The 15,695-nt window shown below is 64.7% G+C and carries 11 protein-coding genes; 7 read left to right on the top strand and 4 right to left on the bottom strand.

Annotation, left to right across the window (positions count from 1 at the left end; genetic code table 11):
• Window positions 1-389: 389 nt before the first annotated feature.
• From INR38_RS19460 to INR38_RS19445, 4 genes are read left to right on the top strand one after another with little or no spacing between them, the layout of a single operon-like run.
• On the top strand, window positions 390-2,579 hold the full coding sequence (locus INR38_RS19460; RefSeq protein ID WP_242699131.1) for an ATP-binding protein: 2,190 nt from the start codon (window positions 390-392) through the stop codon (window positions 2,577-2,579).
• 4 nt (window positions 2,580-2,583) lie between these two features.
• A complete protein-coding gene (locus INR38_RS19455; RefSeq protein ID WP_207443802.1) occupies window positions 2,584-3,795 on the top strand; it encodes an EAL domain-containing protein in 1,212 nt (403 codons plus the stop codon).
• A 20-nt stretch (window positions 3,796-3,815) separates the two neighbouring features.
• On the top strand, window positions 3,816-7,082 hold the full coding sequence (locus INR38_RS19450) for a hybrid sensor histidine kinase/response regulator (protein WP_207443801.1): 3,267 nt from the start codon (window positions 3,816-3,818) through the stop codon (window positions 7,080-7,082).
• 18 nt (window positions 7,083-7,100) lie between these two features.
• Window positions 7,101-7,754, top strand: coding sequence for a response regulator transcription factor (locus INR38_RS19445; protein ID WP_034392317.1), 654 nt, complete (start codon window positions 7,101-7,103; stop codon window positions 7,752-7,754).
• Window positions 7,755-8,166: 412 nt separating this feature from the next.
• On the opposite strand, the gene INR38_RS19440 is transcribed toward INR38_RS19445, so the two are convergent.
• Window positions 8,167-9,324 carry an agmatine deiminase family protein gene (locus tag INR38_RS19440; protein WP_207443799.1) on the bottom strand — a complete coding sequence of 386 codons (1,158 nt, stop codon included), beginning with the start codon at window positions 9,322-9,324 and terminating at the stop codon, window positions 8,167-8,169.
• 96 nt (window positions 9,325-9,420) lie between these two features.
• Complete coding sequence (locus tag INR38_RS19435; RefSeq protein ID WP_207443797.1) at window positions 9,421-10,284, bottom strand: LysR family transcriptional regulator; 864 nt, start codon at window positions 10,282-10,284, stop codon at window positions 9,421-9,423.
• A 255-nt stretch (window positions 10,285-10,539) separates the two neighbouring features.
• Between INR38_RS19435 and INR38_RS19430 the strand changes: the two genes are divergently transcribed.
• Complete coding sequence (locus INR38_RS19430; protein WP_207443795.1) at window positions 10,540-12,699, top strand: methyl-accepting chemotaxis protein; 2,160 nt, start codon at window positions 10,540-10,542, stop codon at window positions 12,697-12,699.
• Between the two features lie 123 nt (window positions 12,700-12,822).
• Window positions 12,823-13,107, top strand: coding sequence for an immunity protein Tsi6 family protein (locus INR38_RS19425; RefSeq protein WP_207443793.1), 285 nt, complete (start codon window positions 12,823-12,825; stop codon window positions 13,105-13,107).
• 39 nt (window positions 13,108-13,146) lie between these two features.
• Here INR38_RS19425 and INR38_RS28905 read toward each other — a convergent pair whose 3' ends face one another.
• Together INR38_RS28905 and INR38_RS19420 are read right to left on the bottom strand one after the other, a co-directional pair.
• The gene (locus INR38_RS28905; protein WP_257759936.1) at window positions 13,147-13,269 is read right to left on the bottom strand and encodes a hypothetical protein; all 123 of its coding nucleotides are present in this window, start codon (window positions 13,267-13,269) and stop codon (window positions 13,147-13,149) included.
• Window positions 13,270-13,412: 143 nt separating this feature from the next.
• Entirely contained in the window at window positions 13,413-14,351 is a 939-nt protein-coding gene (locus INR38_RS19420) for a Bro-N domain-containing protein (RefSeq protein ID WP_207443791.1), read from the bottom strand.
• Between the two features lie 606 nt (window positions 14,352-14,957).
• Here INR38_RS19420 and INR38_RS19415 point away from each other — a divergent pair.
• Window positions 14,958-15,464: a hypothetical protein gene (locus INR38_RS19415; RefSeq protein ID WP_141441648.1), complete on the top strand. Its 507-nt coding sequence runs from the start codon at window positions 14,958-14,960 to the stop codon at window positions 15,462-15,464.
• Window positions 15,465-15,695: the final 231 nt, after the last annotated feature.

Genomic DNA, 15,695 nt, shown 5'->3' with positions numbered 1-15,695 from the left:
ATATTGGTTTAAGAATTTTCTTAAAGTGACAGGAATAATGGCATTTCCAAAGATATTTGACGATTTTCCGATGGAGGATCGATGCTTGAAATCGCTCTTTGGAGAGGCGGCGTGCAAGAGGTTTCAGCATTAAGAAAATTCTTAGTCCAAATTCGCCTTTTGATTCCTAAGATTCGGCAATGCGCCAGTTTCAAGCTCTCTTGTTTTCTTCCAGATCGACACATCACAGGCTGTGCCTGTCCCTGGCACGGCGTGACTTGATGGCATTTGCACTGGCGATCATGGCCATGCTGGCCTGTGCCGGTCACGGCGGCAGGGACGGCGCCGCCCCGGCGACGCCGTCGCGCAGCCTCGGCCATGTGCCCGTGCGAGACATTCAGTTGTTTTTCATGGACCGATGTTTCCTGCTGCTGGACGCTGCGGTGGAGGCCACGCACGCAGCCATCCACACGCAAGCCGGTTATGCCTGGCCGTGGCGCGCCAGCGCACCGCAGGGCCAGCCCGGGCCGCTCCATTCACTGAGGCAGGCAGGCCGGGCGCTTCCCGAATCCCTGTTGCTGAGCAAATCCGCGAACAACGCCGGATGGCTTGCAGGCCGCTGGGAGCCCGCGCGGCAGCTGGTCAGGGCCCATGTCTGGCTGCTGCTGGGGTCCGTGTCGCTGGGGCTTGCCTTCATGGCTGTTCTTGCATGGTGCGTGCGCCGGCTGCGCCGCGGCGTGCCGGCTTCGGCCTGGAGCCGGGCAGGCGCCTGCGCCGCCGGTGATGCGCTCTGCCGAAAGCTGCTGGACACGGCCCCTGTGGGCCTGGCGCTGGTGCGGTGCAGCGATCGCAGCCTGCTGCTGTCCAACGGACTGGCGCGGCAGTGGGTGTGCAGTGATTCTTCGTGGTTCGAGCATGCCGTTGCCGCGGGCGCGCAGCAGGGCCGGCGCGAGCTGGTGCTGGGAGACGGTCGGCTGGTGGAGGTCCGCACCACGCACACCAGCCACGCAGGCGAGCCGGTGGTTTTTTGCCTGGTCAGCGATGTGACGGCGCTCAGGCAGGCGCAGGCAGCGCTTGTCGATGCCAAGCTGCGCGCCGAATCGGCAAGCCAGGCCAAGACGCAGTTTCTGGCCACCATGAGCCATGAAATACGGACGCCGCTCTTTGGTATCCTGGGAACGCTGGAGCTGCTGGCGCTGTCCAGAGCTCCTTCCGAACAGACCCGCTACCTGGGGGCCATGCAGCAGGCGTCGGCCTCCTTGCTGCGCATCGTCAACGACAGCCTGGACCTGTCGGCCATCGAGGCGGGCCGGCTGCAACTGGAGGCCCATGCGTTCTCGGCCACCGAACTGCTCGACAGCGTGGCCGCGGGCCTGCTGTCGCGTGCCGAGCAAAAGGGGCTGCAGCTGTATGCCGTCTCCGATGTGAAAACGCCGCCCCTGCTGGTGGGCGATGCCTTGCGGCTGCGGCAGATCCTGGACAACCTGGTGGGCAATGCCATCAAGTTCACGTTCTCCGGCCATGTGGCCATCCGCCTGCAGGTCATGGGAGAGAGCGAGGAAGGCACCGACCTGCGGTTCCAGGTTCAGGACACGGGCATCGGCATCGAGCCGGAGCAGCAGCCCTTCCTGTTCGACCCGTACTTCCGTGCCCATGCGGCCACGCAGCAGCAGGTCCAGGGCGCGGGCCTGGGTCTGTCCATCTGCCTGCGCCTCAGCCAGGAGATGGGCGGGCGGCTGACGGCCGCCAGCCAGCCGGGACTGGGGACCTGCGTGTCATTCGAGCTGCGCCTGCCGCGCGAGAGCGCGGCAGGCTATGAGGCGGTGCCCAGCCTGTTGCCGCACACCGTCTACGTGGATGGCGCCATTCCGGAAGTCGTGCACAACCTGTGCGCCTGGCTGCGGCATTGGGGCGCCATGGCCCAGCCGTACCGGGAGCAGGTGCAGGGCCCCAATGAACAGGCGGTGCTGGTGCAAGCCTGGCCACGGTCGGTGCGCCGTCCGCAATGGACGGGCAAATGCGTTCTGGCGCTGGCGCCGGGCGAGGTCCCCCGCGAAACCCTGCAGGCCCGTGTGTGGGAAACCAGCATGCCTGGCGTGCTGGCCGTGGGCCAGGCGCTGGGCATGGCCCAGCAGGGCATTGCGCCGGGCGCGCGCCCTGACCTGTACGCCGCCGTTCCCCAGGTCCACGAGCCGATGGGGCTGAGTGTGCTCATCGTCGAGGACAACCCCATCAACAGAATCATCCTGCGAGAGCAACTGCAGGTGCTGGGCTGCGAGGTCCAGCAGGCCAGCAATGGACAGGACGCGCTGTCCATGCCCGGCCTTCTCGAATTCGACGCCGTTCTCACCGACCTGCACATGCCGCTGCTGGACGGCCTGGCCCTGGCGCGTGCGCTGAGAAAGCGTGGCTACGGCCGCCCGATCGTCGGGCTGACGGCCAATGCCCAGCCGCAGACGCAGACGCAGGCGCAGGCGCAAGGGCAGGCGCAAGGGCAGGGCGACGGACTGCCGGCCGGCTTCGACAGCCTGCTGTGCAAGCCATTCACGTTGGCGGTGCTGCGCACCACCCTGAACCACATCAAGCAATGCAGGACCTGATCCCATGCTGTCGACATTCAAAGTACTCATTCTTGACGACCACGCCCTGTGCTGCGAGCACACGCGCAGCCTGCTCATGGAGGCGGGAATCGTGGACACGCACATTGCCTGCAACGCACGCGATGCCCTGCAAATGCTGCGCGATGGCGGATTCCACCTCGTCATCACCGACCTGAAAATGCCCGACATGGACGGCCTGCAGTTCATCAATGAACTGAGCCAGCGCGGCCTGCATCCCATGCTCGTCATATCCAGCTCCTGCTCGCGCCGGTTGATGAACAGTGTCAGTCTCATGGCCAAGGAGTCCGGCTTTTCCGTCATCGGGATGTTTCAAAAGCCGTTCGGTGCGGACCATGTCCAGGTCCTGGCCAGCCAACTCAGGTCCTTGCGTGCCTACGAGAGGAAAAGCGCTCCAGGCATCAAGGAACGGCCGATTTTCGCCAAGGCACACCTGATCCAGGCGCTGGAGGAGAAAACCATACAGGCCTGGTTCCAGCCCAAGAAATCCCTGCTCACGGGCCACACCGTCGGTGTGGAAGCGCTGGCACGCTGGAACGATCGGCAGTTCGGCTTCATGATGCCGGGCTCGTTCATGTCAGCCATACGGTTCCATGGCCTGGACCATGCCTTGCTGGTGCGGATGATGGAAGACGCCATGGCAGCGCACCTGGCCTGGCGCAGTGCCGGACATGTCGTGCCTGTGTCCGTCAACCTGCCGATACCGCTGCTGGACGATATTGGCCTGCCGGATGAATTGCACGGCATGGCGGCCCGGTGCGGCATCGCTGCGGAGAACATCACGTTCGAGCTGCTGGAGGACCAGGCCGTCGGCATACCCGCCAACTACTACATGTGCGCGAGCCGCCTGCGGCTCAAAGGCTTTGGCCTGGCCCAGGATGACTACGGGCGGGGTTACAGCTCGATGTACAGCCTCATCTCCACGCCCTTCACCGAATTGAAGATCGACCGGGCCTTCGTGGCCGGCGCCTCGGGTGACGAGGTGCGCACAGCCGCCTTGACATCGTCGGTGCAGCTGGGGCGGCAACTGGGCCTGACGGTGACGGCGGAAGGGGTGGAGACCACCCAGGACCTGGAGTTGCTGCGCAGCATCGGCTGCGATTGCGTGCAGGGATATCTGCTGTCCGCCGCGGTGCCCGCCAGCGAATTTGCCCTTATGCTGGCATCCGAACCCCGACACCAAGGCAACCCCACCTGACCCAAGCACGCAAGGCGTCCATGCCCGACTCCCCGTTCAGCAAGATCACACGCACCACACGCTGGCAGAACCGGGTACTGTTTGGAGTGCTTCCCCTTGCGATCTTCCTCATCGCCGTGCTGCTGTGGGGCTCTGAGAGGATCTTCGAGCAGGAGCAGGGCCGCCTGGCCTTGAACTTCTCCGCCATCGTCGGCTCGCTGCAGGAGCAGGAAATCTTCCTTCGGCGGCTCAAGGGCCGCAACGAGTCCTGGAAAGCGCTGCCGGACCAGAGGATAGCCACCATCGTCGACGTGCCCGCACCTGCGCAGGCGGACTACCGCATGTTCCGTGGCCGCGAGGCCATCGGCGGCATTCCCTTTTCATTGCAATGCTCTGCGCGCGTGGCCTGCGACACGCTCCCGGACCGGCTTTTCTCGCTGGGCAGCTCCCTGGCCGCAGGCTATTCCTCCTTCTGGGCAGGCTCCTACTTCCCTGCAGCCGCTGCCTTCTTCACCAAGGAGGACGGGGCGATCAGCATCGGCGTGCCGGCCATCGACGTGCCCATCGGCAACGAGAGCGTCACGCAGGAAATGTTCGACAGCACGATTGCCGCCGTCAAGGCGCATCTGCGGGCCAGGGCCGCCGATGCCCGGCCGGGCGCCGGCTCCACGGCGCCGGCGCAGGAGATCGTCTGGTTCCGGTCGCCCCAGTTCCCGGAAAAGATGATCGGCATGGTCGCAGCCGGCTTTTCAAGCCATATCGATGCCGGCGACGAAGCCGCCACAAGCCCGATCTACGCTGCCATCCTTTTCAGCCGCCAGCGCATCAGCGCCATAGAAAGATCCATCCATACGCTGCCCAGGCATCTTTTCTGGCTGGAGCACCGGGATTTCGGCGTGCTCATGGGCACCGGCCCGGTGCCGCAGGTGGACGAGGCGGGGATGCGGTACACGCGCAATGGCCTGGTCCTCAAGACCGAGGATGCCTCCGGCCGGTGGACCGGCTACTACCAGGTGGACTACGCCACCTTTTTCCAGGGCAGGCTGTTCGCCCCTTCTGCCGGCCTGGTGCTGGCCCTGCTGCTGAGCCTGCTGGCCGGTATTGCCTATACCCGCTGGTTCAACCGCAAGGTGATTGCGCCCGCGCAGGAGGCGCAGCGGGTCATCGTCGAGAGCAATGAATTCAACAGGACGCTGATCGAAACCGCTCCCGTGGCCATCTGTCTTGTGGCCTACGGCAGCGGGAAAATCATCTTCAGCAACTCGTTGGTGCAGGAGTGGCTGCACTCGGCCGATGGCTACCTGCGCCCCGGCTCGCCGGAGAACAAGGCGGCACTGGACGAGATTGTCCAGGCCCGGGCCGCAGGCACCATGGAGCGCCTGGTCACCGCGCAGGGCCGAACGCTTTACGTGGCCTACGCGCCCACCCGCTACCTGGGCCAGGATGTGACGCTGTGCGTGTTTGCCGACGTCAGTGCGCGCGCAGAAATCGAGAGCAATCTGGAGCGGGCAAGAATCGCGGCGGACGAGGCCAACGAGGCAAAGTCCACCTTTCTGGCGACCATGAGCCACGAGATCCGCACGCCGCTGTATGGCGCGCTGGGCACGCTGGAGCTGCTGGGCCTGACCGATCTCACGCAGCTGCAGCGCAAGTATGTGGACCGTATCGAAGCCTCTTCGTCCATCTTGCTGCAGATCATCAGCGACATCCTGGACACCAGCAAGATCGAGGCGGGCCAGTTGCAACTGGAAAAGGCCCCGTTCAATCCCCGGGAGCTGGTGCAAAACTGCACCAGCTCCTATGCCGCCATGGCGCAGCAAAACGGCCTGCTGCTGTTTTCCTGCGTGGACGCGCATGTGCCCGAGTCGGTGCTGGGCGATGCGGTGCGCATCCGCCAGATCCTGGGCAATCTCATCAGCAATGCCGTCAAGTTCACGGAGGCCGGCCATGTGATCGTCCGCCTGCGCAGCGTGCCGGGCACGGCCTCCCAGGTCCGGCTGGTGTTCGAGGTCTGCGACACGGGCGTGGGCATAGAAAAATCCCTGCATGGCGAGCTCTTCACACCCTTTTATCTGGTCAAGAACAGCAGCCGCACCGCCCGTGGAGCGGGCCTGGGCCTGTCCATCTGCTGGAGCCTGGCCCGGATGATGTCCAGCTCCATCGAGGTCTGGAGCGAGCCCGGCCTGGGCAGCCGGTTCTGGTTCGAGCTGGGGCTGGAGACCGTCGCGCAGGAGGAGGAGGAGGCGCCCGAGCTCAAGGGTGCCCGCATCGCGGTGCGCACTCCCCACCCCGAGCTGACGGACAACATCTGTGCCTGGCTGCAGCGCTGGGGCGGCCAGGCCCGCGCAGTGGGCGCCGCCCCGGTGGCCGCAGACAAGGATGAACTGCTGCTGGATGTCCTGTTGCCGGCGGACAGCCCCGCGCCCGGATGGATGGGGCCGCACCTGAACCTTTCCTCGCCGGACAACCGGGGCATTGATGGGCACAACGTTATGAGCATCGGTTTGGGCATTGCGCAAGTGCTCGGCGGCGCACAGCGCTCGGCCGGCTCCGGCTCCGGTTCCGATCTGCCCCTGTTCGACCTGCGCGTGCTGGTCGCCGAGGACAATCCAGTCAACCAGGTGACGCTGCGCGGCCAGCTCGAGAGCCTGGGCTGCGAAGTCACGGTCGCCGACGACGGGGAGGAGGCGCTGGCGCTGTGGGACATCAGCCCGCACGATCTGGTGCTGACGGACGTGAACATGCCCTACCTCAACGGCTACGAACTGGCGGAGCGGCTGCGTGCGGAGGGCGTTGCCTGCCCCATCGTCGGCGTGACCGCCAATGCCATGCTGGACGAGGAAAACCGCTGCCTGAATGCCGGCATGAATGCCTGGCTGGTCAAGCCCATCCAGTTGCGCACGCTGGTCCGCACCCTGGAGAAGTTCGCGCCGAAAAAGCGGCTCCGTCCGGCGCCTGCCCAGGCCGATACCCCGGTGGGGGACACCCCGCAGCCTGCGGCCCTGTCGGAGCCCAACGTGCTGCAGACGCACAGGCAGGTCTTCGTGCAGTGCATGAACGACGACATCGCAATGCTGGCCCGCGGCCTGGAGGAGCGCCGGCCCGACCTGGCCGTGCAGGCGCTGCATCGCATGCGCGGCGCCTTGTTGCTGGCCAGGATGCAGGAGCTTGCCGCGCGCACCCAGTCGCTGGAGGACCAGCTCCCGAACGGCACCCGGGAGCCCGGCCTGCAGGCCGCGCTGTCAGTCCTGCTGGACGACCTCTTGGCCGACCTTCGCGCGATGATGGCGCAATTGCCCCAGCCCTAACCCTTTGCTTGCGATCCCATGAAACTGAAACTGCGCATTGCTGTCGTGGACGACCACGCCGTGGTCCTGCTTGGCGTCAAGGACTTCCTGGAGCAGGACCCCAATCTCCAGGTCGTGGCCACGTTCAGCACGCCATCGTCCTTGATGCAATACGCCAGATCGAACCCCCTGGACGTGGTTCTGACCGACTACTCCATGCCGGGCGACGATGTCTATGGCGATGGCCTGCGCTACGTGGACTATCTGATACGCCACTTCCCGGACATCAAGGTGCTGGTGCTGACGACCGTCTCCAATCCCATGATCATCTCGGCCCTGTATGACGCCGGCGTCGCCGGTGTGCTGCTCAAGGAAGAGCCGCTCACCCAGATCATGGCGGCGCTGCAGTGTGTCCGCCTCAATGCCCGCTACTATTCGCCCTCATTCCAGGCCGACACGCCCAGGCAGGAGCGGTCCGTTTTCCTGGCCGAGCGCGCCAACAGCCTCTCGCCGCGCGAGTTCGAAGTCCTCAGGCATTTCGCCAATGGTGAGTCCATCACCGAAATCGCCGCACGGCTGCGGCGCAGCGTCAAGACCGTCAGCCTCCAGAAGAACTCCGCCATGCGCAAGCTGAACGTGGACAGCAACCAGGACCTGGCGGCCTTCTGCGCCGAGCACCATCTCTTCGACTGACCGGCCTGCGGGCTGCACAAGCCGGTCACCCTTTTAGCCCCTGGCCTTGCGCCTGGCTGCCGTCCTCGGCGTCCCCCTCACCCAGGGGATAGTACGGTTCGGACGACATCAGGCGAAACCCCAGAAGTGCCCCGCGCCGGCTTGTCTTCATCGCCAGGGGCGCCTGGCAATGCACGCAGTCATAGTTCACGAAATTGGCGTCCTGCTCCAGTGAATAAAAGCGGAACCTCAGTCCGGAGTGGGGCGTTGACAGGCTTGTATTGCTCAGCAATTCGTAGCATGGGTCGCACAGTTTCTGCGAGATTCTCTTTGGCTGCATGTCTGGAAAAAACGGATCGATATACCGCTCTCCAGTCTTGCCCGGCCTTGCGCAGCCCAGGTTAAGACGATTCTTATTGCCGCCCGGCGCGCATCAAAGCGGCTGCTGCTGCGTCGTGCAGTGGATGCCGCCACCCCCGGCGGCAATCGCGTCGATGTCCAGCTGCACCACCTCGCGGCGGGGAAACAGCTCGCGCAGCAGGGAGCGGGCGTTGGCGTCCGCGCGGGCATCGCCAAACTGCGGGGCGATCACGGCGCCGTTGCACACATAGAAGTTGATGTAGCCGGCCGCGAACTCCCTGGACTCCAGCTTGCTGCGCACCGACGAGGGGCCCTTGAGCACCTGCACGCTGAGCTTTTGCCCGCGCGCATCGGTGGCCTGGCGCAGTATGTCCAGGTGGCGCCGCGTGACGGCGTAGTCGTAGGAGTCCGGGTCGTCGTCCAGGCCTGCCACCACCACGCCGGGCGAGGCAAAGCGCGCATAGAAGTCGGTGTGCCCGTCCGTGATGTCGCGGCCCGCAATGCCGGGCAGCCAGATGATCTTGCGCAGGCCCAGCAGGCGCTTGAGTTCGGCCTCGCAGGCGCTTTTCGACAGGCCCGGATTGCGGTTGGGGTTGAGCACGCAGCTTTCGGTGATGAGGGCCGTGCCCTGGCCGTCCACCTCGATGCCGCCGCCCTCCAGCACCAGCGCGGTCTCCAGGTAGCGCACGTTGGCGGCTTCGGTGACAAAGCCTGCCACCTCGGCATCGTTGTCATGCGCCTGCTTGTCGCCCCAGCCGTTGAAGTTGAAATCCACGCCCGCCAGTTCGCCCTTGCTGCTGCCAGTGCCGCTGCCCAGCTTGCGCACGAAGACCGGCCCGGTGTCGCGCATCCAGAGGTCATCCACGGGCTGCACATGCAGCTTGACGCGGTTGCCGCACAGGCGCGCTGCCAGGTCGTAGTCGCGCTCGCGCACCAGCATGTTCACGGGCTCGAAGGCGGCAATGGCGCGCGCAATGCCGGCCAGGTGCTCGCGCGCGGGCTCCAGCAGGCGGCGGCCCCAGACCCTCTCGCTGGGGCCGAAGGACATCCAGGTGGACTGGTGCGGCTCGCCCTCGTCGGGCATGTGCCAGGTCTCCAGGCTGTCCGGGTCTTGGCGGCTGCCTTCGGCACGGGCTGCCGTGGAGCGGGCGGCGGCGGTGCCGGCCAGGGCCGCCATGGGCGACAGGCCCAGGCAGTTCAGCAGGCAGCGGCGGGAAAGGGCGTAAGGCATGGTGTCTTCAGCAGGTGCTTGGGGGAATGCCGCGATTGTCCGAGCCCGTATTCATTCTGAAAATTGATATCTTTTGCTGTAATCAATCAACCCAGCTCATGCTTTGGCAAGCGGCACTGCCTGCTCCACAAGGTAGTCAAACACCTCGCGCACCAGCGCCATGCGAGGCTCCCCCTCGATGCGCGACATCCACAGGCGGCCCAGCGCAAAGGGTGGAATGCCTTCCAGCAACTGCAACCGGCCCGTGCCCAGTGCCTCGTCCGCCAGCAGGCGCGACACCACGGCGCAGCCGCGCCCGCGCAGCGCCGCGTCCAGCAGCAGGCGTGCGTCGTCGTAGATGGCGGTCTTGCGCAGCCGGCCCAGGTGCTGGCGGATGAAGGGGCCGGTGCGGTCGCTGGTCAGGTCTTCCTCTAGGCACAGCAGGCCGTCGCCTGTGTGCGGCCCGGGTGCGCGCACGGCCACCAGCTCGTCGGCCAGCAGCGGCACCTGCAGCACATCGGTCTGCCGCAGCGGCTCGCGGGTAATGGCGATGTCCACATCCAGCTCGTCGATGTAGCGCGCCGTCTCGTCGGTGGAGACGATGGGGCACAGCTGGGGGTGGCGCTGCAGCAGGCCGTCCAGGCGCGGCTGCAGCCAGCCGCTGGCCACGGGGGCGGGGCAGACGATGGTGACCAGGCTGTCGTCCATGTAGGTCTCGATGCGGCTGAGCCCGTGGCGTATCTGGTCCAGCGACTTGCCCACGCTGTCCAGCAGCAGCCGGCCCGCCACCGTCAGTTCCACGCCGCGCCCCTTGCGGCGGAACAGCGGCTGGCCCAACTGCTGCTCCAGCTGCGCAATCTGGTGGCTCACGGCGGATTGGGAAATGCACAGCTCCTCTGCCGCGCGCGAGTAATTGCCCAGGCGGGCTGCGGTCTCGAAGCCGATCAGGAACCGGAAGGAGGGGAGGCGGGCATTGGACATGGGGCACGGCAGACAAAGCGGTGGAACCGGAATTGTCGACGCACCCAGCCGAAGCCGGGCGCGATGGCCGGACGCTGCCGTTGCAACACTTGGTTACTTCCTTGACCCATCTCAAATCCCGCATGCGGCAGCGTCGATACGCTTCGGCCCATGAATCACCAGGGCTTGACTTTGGTCAGCATGGCTTGGCACGCAGGCATTCCCCGCCTGTGCGCGCACAACAGCGGCGCACAACGCCGCACAGGAGATGCATCAATGCACATCGGTCAACGTTTCTGGCGCCGCCAAGGATTGGGCGCAAAGCTGTCACTCACCAATTTTGTCTGGGTCGCCGCCATCCTGGCGCTGCTGGTGCTGGGCATTGCCTGGGATGTGAGCAAGTCCCTGCAGAAAAAAATGCACAACGAGATGCAGCAGGGCGTCCAGATGCTGCACAACTTCGTCGAGTCCACCGACAAGGAGCTGCGCCAGCGCACCCAGTTCCTGGCCGACAGCCTGGCGCGCAGCCTGCAGGGAACGCTCAGCCTGGACACCAGCGGCGGCGAACCCGTGCTGAGCCTGGACGGCCAGCCGCTCAACGGCAACGATGCACACCTGCAGGCCTTCACGCGCAGCACCGGCGCCGTGGCCACCGTGTTTGCGGCCCAGGGGCAGGGCGACTTCGTGCGCATTGTCACCACGCTCAAAAACGAGAAAGGCGACCAGAGCGCGGCCGTGCTGGGCAGCCGGCTGGACCGCGCCCATCCCGCCTACGCCGCCATCCAGGCCGGCCAAAGCTACATGGGCCTGGCCCACCTGTTCGGCCGCCAGTACATGACGCAATACCGCCCGCTCAAGGACGCCTCCGGCGCCACCGTGGGCATCGCCTTCGTGGGCCAGGACTTCTCGCAACTGCTGGAGCACTTCAAGGATTCCATCCGCGCGCTCAAGGTGGGCCAGACCGGCTACTACTACGTGCTCAATGCCGAAGACGGCCCCCAGCGCGGCCAACTGGTCGTGCATCCCGCCCTGGAAGGCCAGAACATGAGCGATTCCAAGGACGGCGATGGCCGCTTCTTCATCCGCGACATGCTGGACCGCAAGCAGGGCAGCATGGCCTATCCCTGGACCAATCCGGGCGAAACCCAGGCCCGCGACAAGCTGGTCGTCTTCAGCCAATACGCACCCTGGAACTGGGTCATTGCCACCAGCGCCTACGTGGACGAAGCCGTATCCGAGACCCGCAGCCTGATCCTGCAGTTCGCCCTCATGGGCCTGGGCGCCGTGCTGCTGCTGTCGGCGGCATGGTTCTGGCTCATCCGCCGCATGATCGTGCGCCCCTTGAAGCAGGCCAGCCACATGGCCTACGCCATTGCCGATGGCGACCTGACCGTGCGCATCGCCAGCGACCGCCAGGATGAAATCGGCCACTTGCTGGAAGCCATGAACACCACCAGCACGGGCCTGACGCGCGTGGTCGGCAGCGTGAACGAACAGGCCCACAGCGTGGCCCTGGCCAGCGCGGAAATCGCCCAGGGCAACCAGGACCTGGCCGCCCGCACCGAAAGCGAAGCCAGCGCGCTGGAGCAGACCGCCGCCGCCATGGAGGAACTGGGCTCCACCGTGGCCCACAACGCAGACCACGCGCAATCGGCCGACCGCATCACGCGCGAGGCCCAGCGCGTCGTCACCGAAGGCGGGCAGGCCGTGCGCAAGGTCGTGCAGACCATGCAGGGCATAGACGCCAGCAGCAAGAAGATTGCCGACATCATCGGCGTCATTGACGGCATTGCCTTCCAGACCAATATCCTCGCCCTCAACGCCGCCGTGGAAGCGGCCCGGGCCGGCGAGCATGGCCGCGGCTTTGCCGTGGTGGCCGAGGAAGTGCGCGCCCTGGCAGGCCGCAGCGCCGAGGCCGCCAAGGAAATCAAGCAGCTCATCAGCCACAGCGTGGCCGAAATCCACACCGGCAACCAGGAGGCCGCGTTTGCCGGGGAAACCATGGAGCAGGCCATGGAGGAAATCCGCAAGGTCACCCAGCTCATCTCGGACATCAGCCACGCCAGCGCCGAGCAGAACAGCGGCGTCGCCCAGGTGGCCGAGGCCATCACCCACATCGACCAGACCACGCAGAAGAACGCGGCCCTGGTCGAGGAAATGGCAGGCGCCGCCGCCGGCCTGCGCCACCAGTCCGATCAGTTGGTGCGCGTGGTCTCGGTCTTCAGGCTGCCGGGCGGCAGCGGTGCGCCGCTGCAGACTGCGGCCCGCGCAGCGAGCGCCACGCCAACCACCAGCGCCGCAATCCACCGTGCCCCGGCCCTGGCGCCCAGCGCTGCCGCAGCCAAGCCCGCAGCCCCGGCGGCCCCGGCAAAAACGGCCGCCGCCAAGCCCGTCGCCATGGCCTCCACGGCCGATGACGACTGGGACAGTTTCTGAGAGCCACCGGGTGAGGCCAGGGGAGCCTGGAGCCCCTGGTGCCCTGGTTCCAGCGGCCCGCCCTCTCAGGCCCGCGGCGCTCTGGCATGCTCTGCAGCCACTCCATGAACCGGTTGAATCCCATTGACGCCCCTTGAATACATCGATCGCGCCCTGGCGCTGGTGGCCCAACGTGCCCTGGCCCTGCCAGGGCACGATGTCTTCCAACACCTGGCGCAACAGCTGCAATACGTGCGTGCGGTGCTGCTGGACCGGGGCCTGGATCGCTCCAGGCTGCACCAGATCACCATCGGCAGCATGGCGGTCAAGGAGTTCGACGAGACCGATCCAGAGCTGGCCCGTGCCCTGAAGGATGCGCACCACGTGGCCGTGCAGACCGGGCGCGGGCTGAAGATCGATTTGCCCTGAGCGCGCTCCAGCAAAGGAAATGGCGGGGGCAGTTTGGCGCTACGCCAGCGGAGTCTCGAAGACCACCCGGCCCAGGCGACTCTTGACGATGTAGCTGTTGCCGCTGATCTCGGCGGTCTTGAAATAGTCGCGCCGGTCAATGAAGCCGGGCACATCGCTCATCCACAGTTTTTGCGGGGTGCTCTGGCCTGCCCTGGTCACTTCGCAATACCAGGCTTCACCCACTTCGGAATCAAGGCGCCGGAACACTTCCCGGTCAGCCGCTGGCCACTCCTGGGGTAAAGGAGTGGCATTTGACGCCCGCCTCAGTCGTGCCGCGCCATCAGGTCACGGCGGCGGCGCTCGTAGTAATGCCGCTGGCACTCGGCCGCTTCCTGCCAGGCCTGCCTGTCGATGGCCTCCTGCACATGGTCCGGCAGCGGCCGGGGCGCAGCCGCAGTCGCCAGCATGGCCTCCATGCCCTCCAGCGGCGCAAAGCCCAGGCAGGGCAGCTCGAACGGCAGCATGGGCTCCTGCGCATTGGCAAGAATGGCCCCCAGCGCCCAACGCGCCATGCGGTCGAAGAAGCCGTCAGGGTGCCCATGGTTCCAGTACCGCGCCATCTCCGGCCCCGCAAACCGCATGGCGTCATAGGCATGCCTGGGGTTATGGCGGGCCAGCTCCACCACCTCGCTGAACCAGATCTCTCCAATCCCATAGTGCTCATGCCCGCTGTTCGCGCGCGGCGGCACAAACCACTGAATGCGCTCCCCCTTCGCATTGCGCCGTGTGAAAGACAGGTCATCGCAGGTGCGGATGCGGCGCAAGACCTTGGGCGCAGGCCCCGGGATCAGGCTCTGGGGCGGATGCTTGGTCTTGTACTTGGGTTTGCGGTCTTTGGCCGATGCATCCATGCTGGCCAGGACCTTGTGCTTCACCCAGCGCCTGAAGCGCTTGGCCTCAGGTGAGGGGCTGGCCTGGATCAGCGCATGCAAGCCGTCCGCGTTGACGGCAGCCACGGCTTCGCGCCTGGGCTTGCGGCCGGGCTCGCTGGCAAGGCGCACGGTGCAGCGCTGGTCCTCAGCGAGCTTGCCGGTGGCCAGCTTGTGGCGGGAGATTCCCAGGGCGGTGCACACATCCTTGGCAAGAAGCCAAGTCACGCCATTCCCGGGGAATGTGCGGATCGGGATGTCGCCGAAGTGGAAGGTTTGGGGGGTGATGTCGTCTGCAGGGATTCCACGGACGGACGGGGTCTGCGTAGCCATGACTGGCCTCCTATGATTCGTTGGACTACCAACTTCGCCTCCTGTTGAGAGAGGCGGCCGGGTGCTTCAACACGGTCATAGGGCCGCCCGCAGATTTCCCCCGAAGGGTCTTGTATAGCTGCGCGCCACCCGGCCATAAGCAAGCCTTGCCCCGGAGCTCGGGGCAAGACGAAACGTATGGACGAAAAAAAGCCACTGGACTTACGGGAGTGACTTCCGCCTATGAGGTGTGTTGAGCACCGGGGGGGATCGTAGCAGGTGTGGGGGTGCGGGAGCTGTCCAACTCGTCTACGCAGGTGTAGCGGATGGATGATGCAGGGGCGTGTTGATTGGAGGGCTCTGCAGTGATTTGCGAGAGCTACATCAGGTGGTTTGGTTGCTTTGCAGATCAGTTGCTCAGGACCTGTGGGTCAGCAGACGGCCAGGAGCAGACACATGCTGAAATATCTTGCTGAATTAGAGTTGAGCATCGAAGGTCGTGCCCAAATGCCTTTGGTTTAAAATCCAACGCCTGTAACCACAAAACCTGCTGTCTATTTTTTCCACCATTGCTTGCATGGGGGCATGGTTTTCCGCAGTGATCAAAATTCCTATCGAGAGCCACTCATGAAAAAATTGCGAATCATTGCATTTTTCGTTATTACAACCATTACAGGCAGCTTAAGCGCAGCGGACAATGAGCAACAGCAACCTTGGGCGCAGATGCTTGAAGTTATGGGATATGCGGAAATCGCGAAAGCGAGTCTAGCTAGAGGGTGTCTTCCTGATAATAATTTATCTAGGACAGCAGCCTACATTGCCCTCTGCCCCAAGTTGTCATTTATCTCGAACAAATTAATTAATGATGCTGCTCTGCCATTCGCGCGAAGGTATGTGTCTGGCTCCGAGGCACGGGACGTCATCGCTTACTATGCATCCCCTAGAACTCAACGCCTGAGAGATAAGATGAACCGTGAAATTCGAACAGGGAGAAATGACCAACTTTCACCAGCGGAATTGCAAGAAATAAAGAGGGTTGATAACGCCCCGTTTGCGCGTGCGCTCAGTGAATTTGCTGGAGACCCAGAATGTAACAGAGCGGTTGCCCGTGCAATACTGAGTTATGAACCATAATGTGCGGTTTCTCAAAACCATTTGAAGCGAACTTCCGCTTTGGGTCGAGAGCCGTCGTCTGGTTGTCTCGGCTGAACGTCGGCAACCAGCCTGAAGCCGTCATCTACCGAGATGTCTGTGAGGACCGCTCCTGGCCGAGACCGACATTTCACATGCACGGAAATCAGCCGACGTCGAAAATTCCCGCGTTGCCGGTGTGGAGCGCCGGCAACGCGGCGACTTCGGTCCGTT

The organism is Delftia sp. SD018, from assembly GCF_017355445.1.
Lineage (GTDB): Bacteria > Pseudomonadota > Gammaproteobacteria > Burkholderiales > Burkholderiaceae_C > Comamonas > Comamonas acidovorans.
The sequence above is the reverse complement of the archived record's forward strand: the minus strand, read 5'-3'. Positions and strand labels throughout refer to the sequence as shown.

Excerpts from the sequence above, each read along its gene's own strand:
- INR38_RS19460 (WP_242699131.1), top strand. The coding sequence starts at position 390 with ATGGACCGATGTTTCCTGCTGCTGGACGCTGCGGTGGAGGCCACGCAC.
- INR38_RS19455 (WP_207443802.1), top strand. The coding sequence starts at position 2,584 with ATGCTGTCGACATTCAAAGTACTCATTCTTGACGACCACGCCCTGTGC.
- INR38_RS19450 (WP_207443801.1), top strand. The coding sequence starts at position 3,816 with ATGCCCGACTCCCCGTTCAGCAAGATCACACGCACCACACGCTGGCAG.
- INR38_RS19445 (WP_034392317.1), top strand. The coding sequence starts at position 7,101 with ATGAAACTGAAACTGCGCATTGCTGTCGTGGACGACCACGCCGTGGTC.
- INR38_RS19440 (WP_207443799.1), bottom strand. The coding sequence starts at position 9,324 with ATGCCTTACGCCCTTTCCCGCCGCTGCCTGCTGAACTGCCTGGGCCTG.
- INR38_RS19435 (WP_207443797.1), bottom strand. The coding sequence starts at position 10,284 with ATGTCCAATGCCCGCCTCCCCTCCTTCCGGTTCCTGATCGGCTTCGAG.
- INR38_RS19430 (WP_207443795.1), top strand. The coding sequence starts at position 10,540 with ATGCACATCGGTCAACGTTTCTGGCGCCGCCAAGGATTGGGCGCAAAG.
- INR38_RS28905 (WP_257759936.1), bottom strand. The coding sequence starts at position 13,269 with ATGAGCGATGTGCCCGGCTTCATTGACCGGCGCGACTATTTCAAGACC.
- INR38_RS19420 (WP_207443791.1), bottom strand. The coding sequence starts at position 14,351 with ATGGCTACGCAGACCCCGTCCGTCCGTGGAATCCCTGCAGACGACATC.
- INR38_RS19415 (WP_141441648.1), top strand. The coding sequence starts at position 14,958 with ATGAAAAAATTGCGAATCATTGCATTTTTCGTTATTACAACCATTACA.